Annotated in this window: 13 protein-coding genes; 9 read left to right on the forward strand and 4 right to left on the reverse strand. The window is 36.8% G+C overall.

Annotated elements, in window-relative coordinates:
* Window positions 1-2 precede the first annotated feature (2 nt).
* Window positions 3-2,741, reverse strand: coding sequence for a valine--tRNA ligase (locus tag O4O04_RS17580; protein ID WP_272533093.1), 2,739 nt, complete (start codon window positions 2,739-2,741; stop codon window positions 3-5).
* 104 nt (window positions 2,742-2,845) lie between these two features.
* Here O4O04_RS17580 and O4O04_RS17585 point away from each other — a divergent pair, with 104 nt between their 5' ends.
* Entirely contained in the window at window positions 2,846-2,995 is a 150-nt protein-coding gene (locus tag O4O04_RS17585; protein WP_272533094.1) for a hypothetical protein, read from the forward strand.
* An 85-nt stretch (window positions 2,996-3,080) separates the two neighbouring features.
* Here the strand turns inward: O4O04_RS17585 and O4O04_RS17590 are convergent, their stop codons facing one another.
* Complete coding sequence (locus tag O4O04_RS17590) at window positions 3,081-5,048, reverse strand: PP2C family protein-serine/threonine phosphatase (RefSeq protein ID WP_272533095.1); 1,968 nt, start codon at window positions 5,046-5,048, stop codon at window positions 3,081-3,083.
* Between the two features lie 91 nt (window positions 5,049-5,139).
* Here O4O04_RS17590 and O4O04_RS17595 point away from each other — a divergent pair, with 91 nt between their 5' ends.
* The 4 genes from O4O04_RS17595 to O4O04_RS17610 all read left to right on the forward strand — a co-directional run bounded on the left by O4O04_RS17595 (window position 5,140) and on the right by O4O04_RS17610 (window position 8,026).
* Entirely contained in the window at window positions 5,140-5,403 is a 264-nt protein-coding gene (locus tag O4O04_RS17595; protein ID WP_272533096.1) for a BPTI/Kunitz-type proteinase inhibitor domain-containing protein, read from the forward strand.
* Window positions 5,381-6,709: an MATE family efflux transporter gene (locus O4O04_RS17600; protein ID WP_272533097.1), complete on the forward strand. Its 1,329-nt coding sequence runs from the start codon at window positions 5,381-5,383 to the stop codon at window positions 6,707-6,709. Before O4O04_RS17595 ends, O4O04_RS17600 begins: the two co-directional genes overlap by 23 nt.
* On the forward strand, window positions 6,697-7,191 hold the full coding sequence (locus O4O04_RS17605) for a hypothetical protein (RefSeq protein ID WP_272533098.1): 495 nt from the start codon (window positions 6,697-6,699) through the stop codon (window positions 7,189-7,191). The genes O4O04_RS17600 and O4O04_RS17605 overlap by 13 nt, the downstream gene beginning before the upstream one ends.
* Before the next feature lie 118 nt (window positions 7,192-7,309).
* Window positions 7,310-8,026 (forward strand): hypothetical protein, encoded by a 717-nt coding sequence (locus O4O04_RS17610; protein WP_272533100.1) that lies wholly within the window; start codon window positions 7,310-7,312, stop codon window positions 8,024-8,026.
* A gap of 103 nt (window positions 8,027-8,129) precedes the next feature.
* On the opposite strand, the gene O4O04_RS17615 is transcribed toward O4O04_RS17610, so the two are convergent.
* Window positions 8,130-8,630 carry an NYN domain-containing protein gene (locus O4O04_RS17615; protein WP_272533101.1) on the reverse strand — a complete coding sequence of 167 codons (501 nt, stop codon included), beginning with the start codon at window positions 8,628-8,630 and terminating at the stop codon, window positions 8,130-8,132.
* Window positions 8,631-8,694: 64 nt separating this feature from the next.
* On the opposite strand from O4O04_RS17615, the gene O4O04_RS17620 reads away from it, so the two are divergent.
* Both O4O04_RS17620 and O4O04_RS17625 read left to right on the forward strand, forming a co-directional pair.
* Complete coding sequence (locus O4O04_RS17620; RefSeq protein ID WP_272533102.1) at window positions 8,695-9,453, forward strand: SDR family NAD(P)-dependent oxidoreductase; 759 nt, start codon at window positions 8,695-8,697, stop codon at window positions 9,451-9,453.
* Window position 9,454: 1 nt separating this feature from the next.
* Window positions 9,455-10,978 (forward strand): FAD-binding oxidoreductase, encoded by a 1,524-nt coding sequence (locus tag O4O04_RS17625; protein ID WP_272533105.1) that lies wholly within the window; start codon window positions 9,455-9,457, stop codon window positions 10,976-10,978.
* A 13-nt stretch (window positions 10,979-10,991) separates the two neighbouring features.
* Here O4O04_RS17625 and O4O04_RS17630 read toward each other — a convergent pair whose 3' ends face one another.
* A complete protein-coding gene (locus tag O4O04_RS17630) occupies window positions 10,992-12,050 on the reverse strand; it encodes an LptF/LptG family permease (RefSeq protein ID WP_272533106.1) in 1,059 nt (352 codons plus the stop codon).
* Window positions 12,051-12,220: 170 nt separating this feature from the next.
* Here O4O04_RS17630 and O4O04_RS17635 point away from each other — a divergent pair, with 170 nt between their 5' ends.
* Window positions 12,221-12,709: a HEAT repeat domain-containing protein gene (locus O4O04_RS17635; protein ID WP_272533108.1), complete on the forward strand. Its 489-nt coding sequence runs from the start codon at window positions 12,221-12,223 to the stop codon at window positions 12,707-12,709.
* 144 nt (window positions 12,710-12,853) lie between these two features.
* Entirely contained in the window at window positions 12,854-13,315 is a 462-nt protein-coding gene (locus O4O04_RS17640) for a hypothetical protein (RefSeq protein ID WP_272533109.1), read from the forward strand.
* Window positions 13,316-13,355 lie beyond the last annotated feature (40 nt).

The raw sequence follows: 13,355 nt of genomic DNA on the forward strand, positions 1-13,355 counted from the left end.
TTCTATCCTAATCTTTCTAGTGCTTTAGAAACAATTTCTTTCTTCTCCGAGAGAATTCGAAATTTTTCCTTTTCTTTATCAATAACTTCAGGTTTGGCTTTTTCAATGAAACCTGGATTACTCAATTTATTATTAATCTTATCCATCTCCGTGCTCAATTGAAGAACTTCTTTTTCGAGACGAATCTTTTCTTTTTCTAAATCTAGGATTCCAGATAATGGGAGAGCAATTTCACCAAGGGAAAAGGCACCGATCGCATCCGTTTTATCTGGATTGTAGTCGGGAATCAAGTCACAAGACTCAGCTCGAGCCATTTGCAATATGTAAGATCCCTCTAGATTAACAATATCTTGCAGAATTGAATCTGCGGACTTAACGATAATTTTACATTTTTTGTCGGGCTTAACACCGAGTTCAGCACGCATGGCACGAACTTTATTTACGAGTTCAATCAATACGTCTGTTCTGCGAACACCCTTCGATGTCTTCCAATAAGATTCAAGAATATTCAATTTTTCTTGTGCTGATTTAAGGTCTGTGTTCACTTTCTTAAATTGATCAGCATAAGATTCTGGGAATTCCGTAACGCAAAGTGCTTTATCATTAAACAAAGAATAAATCTCCTCTGTTATAAAAGGCATGATTGGATTGAGAAGCCCTAATGATTTCTTGAGAATACTAACCAAAACTTGGCGAGCAACTAAGGCTGAGTCATTCTCAGTCTTGCTGTACATCCTTGGTTTGACCAATTCAATGTACCAATCGCAGAGATCACCCCAGATAAATTCATAGATTACGGAAGCCATTTCAAAGAAGTGATAATTTGAGTATGCTTTTTCGTATCGAGCTAGAGTTAAGTCAAATCGACTCATGATCCATTCGTCATTTGCCTCAAGCTTAGACGGGCTTGGCTCGATAACTTCGAAATCATCCGGAAGATTCATAAGAATAAAACGTGTTGAGTTCCAGATTTTGTTACAGAATGAACGGTAACCATCTAACCGACTCTCGTCGAACAAAATGTCCTTACCTTCGGGAAGAACTGCAGCAAGAAAAAATCGGAAAGAATCTGTTCCGTATTTCGCCATCATATCCAATGGATCAACAACATTGCCCATGGATTTACTAAATTTCTTGCCGTCTTTGTCGCGAACCAATCCATGAATGAGAACCTTATGGAAAGGAACATCACCCATAAACTTAAGCCCCATCATGATCATTCGAGCAACCCAGAAGAAAATAATATCAAAACCTGTAACGAGTATCGAATTCGGATAAAATTTTGCTAGATCAATCGTCTTCTCTGGCCATCCATGAACTGTGAAAGCCCACAAGCCAGATGAGAACCAAGTGTCCAGAACATCCTCATCCTGAGTGATATCCGAAGCAGATACATTCCGTCCAAGCTTTCCAAAAAGTGCAATTGCCTCTTCCATAGATTCGGCAACAACCATAGTTCCATCTGACAGGTAGTAGGCGGGAATTCGATGTCCCCACCACAATTGACGCGAAATACACCAATCGCGAATATTTTCCATCCACTCGAAATAGGTCTTCTCCCACATCTTGGGAATAAATTCTACTTTGCCTGTACGAACAGCATCAATTGCTGGTTTGGCGAGTGGTTCAATTTTCACAAACCATTGAGTTGATAGAATGGGTTCAATAACTGCGCCACCACGTTGGTTATGGCCTACTGAATGTGTATGATTTTCAATTTTCTCAATAAGTCCTTGAGATTCAAGATCATCAACAATTTGTTTACGAGCCGCAAACCGATCGAGTCCAGCATACTTACCACATAATTCATTCATGGTCCCATCTAGATTCATGATCAGAATAGGAGTAAGTCCTAAACGTTGACCCGCTTCAAAGTCATTGGGGTCGTGGGCTGGAGTGATTTTTACGAGTCCCGATCCAAATCCTTGATCCACAAATCCATCATACAGAAGAGGAATCTCCCGATCTGTTAGGGGAAGTTTTAGGCTCTTGCCTTGCAGGCTCTTATAGCGAGGATCTTCTGGATTGGCACAGACAGCAACGTCGCCTAACATTGTTTCTGGACGAGTCGTCGCAACTATAATATAATTCTTGTTATCTGCTGTATCGTTGGGGTCAGCAAATGGGTATCTGATATGGTATAATTTGCCTTGTTTCTCTTTGTATTCAACTTCAATATCTGAGATTGCAGTCTTGGATACAGGGCACCAATTGATGATTCTCGCACCGCGATAGATCAATCCTTCATCATAGAGACTGCGAAATACTTTGATTACAGCTTTTGATAATCCATCATCAAACGTAAATCTTGACCGACTCCAATCTACTGATTCTCCAAGAAGTCTCTGTTGATTGGTAATCTGTCCACCGGAGTGAGCTTTCCATTCCCATACTTTGTCAATAAATTCTTCTCGCGTATAATCTGTACGCTTCTTGCCTTCTTTCGCAAGCTCTCTTTCCACAACCATCTGAGTCGCAATTCCTGCGTGGTCCATTCCTGGAACCCAAACGGTAGATTTGCCTTTCTTTCTTTCAAGGCGGATGATAATATCTTGGATCGTATGATTTAGCGCGTGTCCAATATGGAGAAATCCCGTAACATTAGGAGGTGGAATTGTGATGGAAAAATTTCCATTCGATGAATCTTCAATGGGTTCAAAATACGGGTTCTTTTCCCAATTTTCTCTCCACTTTCTCTCAACTGATTCGGGTTCGTAGCGGTCGCTGATTTCTTTCTTCATAGAATTGATGGTTTTCTTGTTCTTACATGAAAACCCAAGTGAACCTGGGGTCAAGTGAGTATAAGTACGTTGACGTAAAAAAGCTATTTCGAAACCCTGTTTTCATGAACGCAAAGACTGTAAAAATTCTAAAAAAATACGCTGCCCTGAAGGGAATCTCTGATAAACAAATCAAGAGAGAATGGCTTGGCAAATCTCAAAATGAGAAAGACAAGAAAAAACAAGAAATGGTGAAGGAACTTACAAAAGCCTAAGAAGCAGCCTCGCCTGTTTCTTAGCTTGAACTTCTTTAGTTCGTTCAAAACCTTTTTTACTTATACAATCCTACAAAAAAACTTTTTATTTACATCTAAGAATTACGAAGCTGATGTCGTCTTCATAATCTTTACCTGATTTCCATTGTTCTAGATATTCCAAAACTCGAATTTGAAATGTTTCTATTGGTACGGAATCTCCCAATCTACAAAACTGCATAAATATTTTCTCAAGATAGTCCTCATCTGGAAATTCTCGATCTAAGTTAGGAACTTCCATTAGTCCATCCGAATATACTAAGAAAACATCGCCAGGATCAAAGCTATATTCTTCTTCTTCGATTCTTGCGTCATCCCAAACCCCAATGATTCGTCCTGGAGGCCTATGTAAATGCACGCAATCATCTACTTTCGAATAGTGAAATAAACTTGGATGACCCGCATTGGCAATTCTAAATTTTCGCATGTCACAATTAAGATAAATATAACTAGCTGTTAAAAATTGCCTTCCACATTTGCCATGCATAATTCGATTAATGTCTGTTAGCAATTTTTTCGGGGAATCAGAATTGTATTTTTGTTGAGAAAAAGCAATCTTGACCATAGAGGCAAGTAAAGCTGTGGACAACCCATGCCCAGATACATCCGCAAGAAATATTCCCAGATAATTGCCATTCTCCCATTGTAAATCATAGAAATCTCCGCCAACTTTCTCCATAGGAATATATACTGAGCTCAGTTCCCAATGTTCACTCTTGGGAAAAGTTGCAGGTAATAAAGAAAATTGTATTTTGCGAGCAGCGTCAAGCTCTTGCTGAATATGTATCAATTGTGCTAAATTTCGATTGTTCTCTTCTAATTTTACATTTACTAAAATAAATCTTCGAACTAGCACATAACTAAAGCTAAATATTAGAACTAAGAGGCCTAGATATGCATTGGTAAACTGGAAAACAAGTAGTCCGATTGCCACAAGTGATTCATGAATTCCAAATAAGAAAAATATACTTAGACCTGCGATTACAACAAAATTATCAATATTTGGAGTTTTATAAGTAGTGTATATCAAACAAGAAATTACGATAGGTCCAGTTATAAGAACAATTACTTGGAAGATTTGCAAAGTATTCAACAAGGCATGCATTCCAAAATATCCAATCAGAATCGAGAACATTAAGAATAGAAAATGACTGATCCAACAAATCCGAATCAATCGATAGACCTGAATAATGTTACTTGGAAAAATTCTTTCCAAGAAAATATACATCAACAATGGAATAGAATAAACACTGAGCAAATTAATCCAGGTCCAAATTATATGATTGTCGTAAAAGAATAATCGTGCTGGAGATCTTGAGATAGTATATAACCCAGTAACTAAACAAAATAATCCAAATAAGAAAAAACTTTTCGTCGAAGATTTATCTAGAATAAAAATTGAAGAAAAGAGTCCAATAAAAACAAACAATACTCCAAGGATCAAACGATCTGAACTTTGTGAAAAGATAAACCAAAACAGCGAGGCAAGATTTGCTTGGTAAGATTTGCCAAATAATCCGATTTTCTCTTGATTGGAATAGATCTCAAAATGAACTTCCGAAGTAGAGCCAGGTAAATAAATAATATGCCATGGCAATCCGTAAAATAGGTTTCTATGTGCTTCAACAGACCAATCACCAAAACGATAAATTTCGTCACCATCCGCATAACAGCGAAATACTCCGTAGAGTCCAGTTAGAAATAAATACCGATTCCCAATCGGCATGAAATTAGAATCATCTTTTTCTAAAATAACTTTTAAATCTATTGTTTCTGGTGAATCAATTTTGATTGGAGTATCATATTTGGTATATGGTTTCCAGTCGGTGTCTACAGAACTTTTGATCCACCAATTTTTGGTTTCATACAGATTGATTGAATTCTTCCAAGCCGGCCATGATTTTGAATTGGAAAAACGCGATTCATCTAGTGTAATATAAAATTGAGCAGAGAAAACAATCCCTATACCCATAACTCCTAATGCTAAAATTATAAAACTACGAGATAGATTCATATTTCACCAGAGGGAAATATTACAATGAACTCACGAATCGGCAAGTGAAAAAGCGACTAGACGAATTGTAGATACAAAAAAATATATTGTTATGAAACATTTTCTTTTGCTTTTGTTAATTATATTTACAGTAATGCTTTGCAACGGAAATTCCAAAGGGAATACAGCCAGTACATCAATTGACATGAAAGAACGCTGTTCATTGGCACCAGATGGTGGTCCTTGTCGAGCATTGATACCTGGCTATTATTATGATGCGGCGAATAATTCTTGTCTCGAATTCAATTATGGTGGTTGCAAAGGTTCACTTCCTTTTAAAATGAAGTCAGACTGTGAACAAAATTGCATCCGCTGATTTATATAAACGTTTTTTAACTCTTACATCTCTTAATATCCTTTCTAATATCACGGTTCCATTGACTGGAATCGTTGATACGGCAGTACTTGGACACTATACTGATCCAATCTCAATTTCTGGTGTTTCAATCGGAACTATTATGTTTGATTATTTATATTGGGGAATGGGTTTCCTTCGTATGGGAACAACGGGAACAACCGCAATCAAAACAGGCCAAGGTGATGAAGAAGGTGCGTTCTTAGTACTGATTCGATCTCTCATCTTAGCTGCATGCATTGGATGTACGATTTATGCCTTTTCCTATTATATTGGAAATTTTGGTTTCGGATTCTTAATGGGTGATGATTCAATCAAAAAAATTGGAAGAGATTATTATGATCATCGAATATGGGATGCGCCATTTACTTTAATGAATTTTGCAATAATAGGTTGGTTACTGGGTAGGTCAAGAAGTGGTTTAGTTTTGATACTTACTCTATCATCCAATTTACTCAATGTTGGATTGGATTATGTATTTGTTGTATTTTATAATCAAGGGGCGAGCGGAGTTGGAATGGCTACAGCTTATTCTCAAGTTTTTCAATTCTGCATTGGTTTAATTCTGATTTTTTATACGCAGAGAAAATATTTGAGTATTTTAGGAAATCATTTATTTTCTCTTATTTTTCGCAAACTTGAATTCTATCAATTGCTGATTTTCAATAAGGATATATTTCTTAGAACTTTATTTCTCATTGTTACTTTCACTTTGTTCCGCAATTTTTCTTCCTCTTTAGGGAGTGACGTGTTAATAATCAATTCTATACTCTTTCAATTTATGTTAGTCTATGCATTTCTCGCAGATGGATCTGCATTTGCAACGGAGACTTTAGCGGGCGATTTGTACGGTCAGGGCAAAATTAGAGAGCTCAAAACGATTTTGAGAATCGCAATAGCATTTTCAGTTGCTATTTCTTTGATTTTTGTTGCCACTCTAAGTTTGTTTTCCAATCAAATTATTGGATTGCTGATCACCAAAATTCAGATCATTCAATCCGTTCAAGATGTACTTATCTGGTTCTTTCCGGTTTTAATTCTCGGAGCATACGCATTTAGTTTAGATGGACTATTTCTTGGACTTGCAAAAGGTTCTATTCTACGCAATTCCATGGCGATCAGCAGCTTTCTATTTTTTCTACCTTGCGCAATCTTAGCTCTTTATATAGAATCCAATATTGTATTGTGGATTTCACTTAGCTTGTATATGGGATCTCGCGCTATCACATTGTATTATGCCTCGAGGAAAATTCTATGCATCATATAGCTATAGCCACAAACAATCTCCAAGCTATGTTTGAATTTTATTCAGTTCTACCAGGTTTAGAATTGAAACAAATCAATCGAAGAAAAATTGAAATAAGCGATGAGACTTCAGGAACCAGTCAAGCTCCTGGTAATTCACAAGTTGATAATCAAAAACACGTGCCGAGTCAAAATCAATTTCAAGATCAGAATTTTACTTCAACAATTCAGAAAATAGATTGGGACGAAAACTTAATTCGAAGTGTATGGTTTTCCTTCGTAAACAATCCCCTATTGATTATGATAGAAAAGGAAAACTTCAAAAAAGGAAGTCATGCTTTAGTGTTTGCTTTGAAAGAATTGGACCTAGACAGTAAAACCTCAAATAAGATTCTAGAATTGGAAGAATCACGATCAGAATATTCAATCTATTTTTCAGATCCTGATGGCAATAAACTTGGCTATAGTTCGTTCCCAACTCCACTAAAAAAAATTGGACTGTAATTTTAATAAAAATTCATTAGAAATGTTAAATCCTTTCATAAAAAAAATATTTCATTTAAATATAGTAATAGTATTTTTATTAAATGGTTGCACTACGATTGGATTTCACAATTCACAAATGAGAGATTCAATGGAATGGGGTAAGAATCGAACTATAAAAGTTTGTACATTCTATGAACCTGGAATCAGTTCTGAAGAGATCCAAGAACTTTTTGTACATTGGAATGATGAACTCAAATTGTATTCTCTAGCTGTTGTAGCTATCAATCAACAAGAAATAGAAAGACCAGGACTAACTGGGGCATCAATATTAGAATTTCTCTATACATTGCCTATGTCCGAAAATTGTGATAGATATCTATACCTGAAGGGAAGGAATTGGAAAGATATCGTTTTCGAAATTACAAGTTTAGGAGTTTTTGCTTTAGCAGGAATTAAATTAGAAATCCAAGGTGCTGTAGAAGCCAAAACCAATACTCGAGGATATATAAAAGCAAAATATATATCTTTACTTCAATTGATTTTTACAAGTCCCAAATCTACTTTAGTTCACGAAGGATATCATCTATTGGGTTGCGGGCATCAGCTTTTTCTAGATCCATGCTACAAGCAGATTCAGGATACCAAGAAACTCGCAAGTGAAAGGGAATCTGAGATTTTCAATCAGGGTTCAAAAGAGTTGTCGGTCGCAGAACATTCCGAACTTGATTCGAATTCATTGAACGAAGAATTGATCCATCCATCAATTGATTCAATATTCTTTCCGAGCATTACTGCATCTGGTCGCCGTTTCATAACTAGAGATCAAGTTGATCGATCTATTTTAAAGGACTAGAAACTCAAATTCCATTTATATATTATTTATTTAGCTTAAGCCTTTGACTGGTGTTGCGGCGGAAGCGGGAGCCTTGAGCCAAAGATCCTGATCATCAACCAAATCACTTTTCCTTTTCTAAAAACATTGCCCATAATGGATCAGACTCATGCCTGCTTTCTTCTGACAATACAGGTTTATCATCAGGATCAGCAGGTTTATCAAAAAGCAATCTTATTTGATCGCTATACTCTTCCGAAGTAAGACATTTAACTTTAAACTGCCTTGCAAATTGTCTAATTTTTTTATCTGATGTAACAAGAATTAGATGATTTGGAAATGGATTTGATTTTATAAATTCCCGGATAAGATCATCGGCCTCTTTCTCTTGGCTATAAAATATTTCCATCCCGTCGATGGTTTCCTGATAAGTATCGTAATCACCTTTTGTTTTTTGCCCATCTACAAAAATGAGAAACTCAACATCAAATTTCTGTACATTTTGAACTTGGGCGAGCAATTTGATGAGTCCCAATTTCGCCTCATCCAGCCGGTCATCATACATACAAATTTCTAATTCAGGAAATTTATAGATTAAATTGAAAGCATCGATTAAAATCTTCATAGAAGCTGTCGCTTCCGTTAAGAATACAGCTTGCTAAACAACATTCCAAGGAAAAAAAGGTAGTATGGGAAAAAAATACATCGTCGTTGGAGCATCCAGCGGAATCGGCAAAGCGATTGCCGAACAACTTTTGAGAGAAGGCAACCAGGTTGCCCTGCTCGCAAGAAGAGATAAAATTCTAAAACAATTTGCAGATGAGTTTAATACTGATTCTAAAAATAGGAATGCCATCACAATCAAGTATGACTCCAACCAATTCGATAAGTCAGGAACTATTTTTAATAAAATTGTGAAAGAGCTCGGTGGTGATTTAGATGGAATCATCTATGCATCCGGAGTTATGCCAGCTGTCGGAGTCGATGAATACAATACCGAAAAGGATTTACAAATGCTGAATACGAATTTGCTTGGAGCCATTGCGATTCTCAATCCAGCTGCTGAATATTTTGGCAAGAAAGGATCTGGATTTATCGCGGGGATCTCGTCGATTGCAGGCGATCGTGGAAGACGTGGGAACCCTGTTTATAACACTTCCAAAGCTGGACTCAATACTTATCTTGAAGCTTTGCGTAATAGGCTCGCAGTAAAAGGTGTACAAATCGTAACAATCAAGCCGGGTTTTGTTTCAACAGATATGTTAGCGGGAGTAAAAGTTCCTGACAAGGGATTCCTCAAGCCAATCACGGCAGAGGAAGCTGCAGCAACGATTATAAGAAGGATCAATTCTGGAAGCGAAAATTTCTATGTCCCGGCCAAATGGGCGCTGGTTGGATTGATTATAAAAAACATTCCTTCTTTTATATTTAGAAAATTGAATATTTAATATGGCAGTCAAAAAAAAATCCACCATCTCTAAGAAATCAATTGTCAAAAAGAAATCTTCAAAGCCGAAGACTTCGTCTTTAAAAAATGTCAATGCGAGCAAGTCAAATTCTCTAAACCTAGAATTGCCTCATCCAGAAAAGGTTGAAGCATGGGGCATGAATGCTTCATCTATAAGTTCTGTTTTTCGACCTACCAGCGAGAAAGAGATCATTGATATATTCAATTATGCGAATGCAAAATCCAAAACAATCGCTATGCGAGGTGGTGGTTGCAGCTACGGTGATGCAGCAATCAATACAAATGGAATTGTTATGGATCTTAGTAATTTCAATAAGATTCAATCCTTCGATGAGAAAACAGGAATCATTCGGGCACAATCTGGAGTTACGATCAAGCAACTCTGGGAGTTTGGAATTGAGCGAGGTTTCTGGCCACCTGTTGTGAGCGGAACAATGTATCCAACACTTGGTGGAGCCTTGTCCATGAATATTCACGGGAAGAACAATTTTGCCGTTGGAACTATTGGAGAACATGTAAAGGAATTTACATTCTTAACAGCTTCCGGCAAATTATTGACCTGTTCACCTAAGAAAAATTCAGATCTTTATTATTCGGCAATTTCCGGCTTCGGAATGTTAGGTTGCTTTCTAGAAGTATCTTTGAAGATGAAACCCATTCATGCAGGAAAAATGCGAGTCTGGCCTGTACTCACAAAAAATTTCCAAGAAATGTTCGATTATTTTGAAGCGGAATACCAACATGCCGACTACCTTGTTGGTTGGATCGATGCATTCGGAAGTGGCAAAGCTTTAGGTCGCGGTCAGATTCATAAATCCGTTCACTTAGAACCAGGTGAAGATAAAGACTATCCTGACAATTGCAAACTAGAAAACCAAAATCTCCCGACTCGGTTATTTGGCATTATTCCTAAATCCTGGATGTGGATTCTCATGAAGCCATTCAGCTTTCCTTTAGGTATGCGACTGATCAATTATGCAAAATACTTAAGTGGATATCTCTCACATAACAAGCCTTATCTTCAAGGACATGCTGAATATGCATTTCTTCTAGATTACGTTCCTAATTGGAAATTAATGTACAAACCAGGATACATGATCCAATATCAGATCTTTATTCCCAAGGAAAATGCAAAATCTGCTTTCGAGGAAGTATTTCAGCTCTGCCAGAAAAGGAAAATTGTCACCTGGCTTGCAGTTTTTAAAAAGCATAGACAGGACCCCTTTCTTTTAACGCATGCGGTGGATGGTTATTCAATGGCGATGGACTTTCCCGTTTCCAATAAAACAAGATCCAAAGTCTGGGAAATGTCTTATGAGATGGATGAGATTGTTTTAAAATACGGTGGAAGATTCTATTTTGCCAAAGATGCAACTCTTCGTCCTGGTATGGCGGATCGATTTTTTCCTAAATCCAATATTGCAAAATTTCGAACGCTAAAGAAGAAATACGATCCTAAAGAAATACTTCAAACTGATTTATATAGAAGAATTTTTAAGAATTAAAGTCTAATTGTCGCTAGACATTCATTTTCTTATATAAGAAATAGGCACCACCGATAAAAAGTGCAGGAGTATACCAGATGGCAACCCAAGCTGGTATACCACCACTCTCTCCAATCGATTTACCAGTTGAATAGAAAATATAATATAACAAGACAACTGCGATTGTAATACCAAGTGATGCAACTCCAGCAGATTTATTGGTCAGAGCTCCAGCCAAGGCCCCAATTGCCACTACTATAAATGACATCAACGGCATCGCAAAGACAGCATGCCTTTGCACTATAAGATCTCGAAATGGAATTCCTTTTGCTTGGCGATTCTCTATCTCTTCACCTAACTCCCAAAAATTCAGTCCGTCAGGATTACGTGTTGGTTTCGAAAAGTAATCAATTGCTTCCGGAAAAATATAAATTTTCTCTGGAAATTTTTCATATTTTTTAACACCAAGCTCTTCCGTAAAATTTATCTCTTCAACGTCTGTAAGTTTCCATTCATGCTTTTCTACCGAATAGTCAGCCCTTTGTGCAGAGATCACATATTCTGGTAAACCTCCCGGATCTACTTTTATGTAATTGAATCCACCTTTGATAGCGCTTGCCTTGTCATCATACCAATATACATAATAGAATCCTTCTTTGCCTTTGACATGATATTGATAGACAAGATCAGTTAAACGACCGGCACCTTTTACCATATAAGAATAGTTATCCTGTGCTTTTTTATTCGATGGAATTGCAACAAATTGAGTAAAAAAAGCAACGAATATCCACATTAAGAAACCAAAAACTAAAATGGGCGTAACGATCCTCATAAAAGAAACGCCGGCTACCATGATGGAAACTAATTCTTTATTCGCGCTAAACTGTCCAACAACAAAGCACACACTAAACATCAAGCTCGGAGAAATTACTTGAACAACCATATTTGGAACCGAGAAAGCAATATAAAGATATGCGTAGATTGGATTTTCTTTGTTCTCAACAAAATATTTCATATTGTTCGTGATTTCATAAACTAGAATCATTGCGGTGAGCATAAGAAGTGTTCCAATAAAAGTTTGGAAAAATTCCATAAATAGATATCGATCTAGTATTCGAATAGGGAAATATTCTCGCTTCAGATTACGGAATAATTGTGGAAGATTCACTATCACTAAAATATGCAATGTGCCATCATCGAAAAGAACAATTTTGGTTGACGTTATGAACGACTCGGAGAAAAATTTCAGCAGGAGTTAGCAAAATGAAAAAATCCATCGCGCTGGCAATTGCCATCCTTTTATTCAGTGTCCCAGTTTTTGCGCAGGAAAAGAAATCTGCAGACGAATACAAAACCTTATTGGGTTCCGGAACAGATTTGGAAAGAATCGAAGCCCTAGAATTCTTTGCTCAAGAAAAAGACAAATCTCAGATTCCTGCAATCATTGAAGTCTTGAGAGAAACCGACAGTCCAAAAGTTGCACAAAAGGCTGCAATTACTCTTGGTAGAATCGGGGAAAAAGGTGGCTCAACAATCGCACTCAAAGACAAGATTAGAAACGACGAAAATCCGGCAGTTAATTATGCTTGCATTCTTGCTATTTTCAATATCCATAAAAAAGATGAGGATGTTGATCCTGTCGCCAAGGAAGCTCTTTCATTTGCGAACCAATTTCGAAGCAAAGATGTTTTCATAGCCGATATTCTCAAGAAATTGGATGCAAAATTCAGTATTACAGCAACTGAATCGTAGTTCGCGCTACCTTTTTCCCATTTTTTGATCTGCGGCCTATGGTCGCAGATTCCACTTCTCAAAGATCCAATTTTTTCCCATAAATTTATTGACTGATTTCAAAATAAAGATCCAAATTGACGAAATTCGATCCTTGGAGGGAAAATGAATAAATTATTTCTGACAATTTCACTAGTTTTAGCTCTCGCTATCACTTCATCCAATTGTAAAAAAGAAGAAACCGAAACAACCGAAGAGATGACAGAAGAAACTGCTAAGTCTGGCGGTGGCGGTGGAAATGATGCAAAAATCAAAGCTTACGAAGATTTCGTAACTAAACTTTGCGCTCTAACTGATAAAATGAAAACTGCATCGGCAACTGAATCAATTCAACTTGCTAAAGATTTCGCTAACCAATCTTCAACTCTTAAGACTATGACTTCGGATCTTGATAAATTGAAAGCAGAAACTTCTGATGCTCAAAAATCAAAAATTGACGCAGCAACTAAAAAAGGAACTGCTTGTGTAGCTTCTGCTGCAAACACTAAAATTTCTGCTCCTGATATCAAAAAAGAGATTCCTAAGGATATTCCAAAAGAAATCCCTTCTAAATTGCCAGGTATGTAATTTAGGATTTGATTCAAATTTATATAGATCCGTACGGAAA

It is taken from the genome of Leptospira sp. GIMC2001, from assembly GCF_028462125.1.
GTDB lineage: Bacteria > Spirochaetota > Leptospiria > Leptospirales > Leptospiraceae.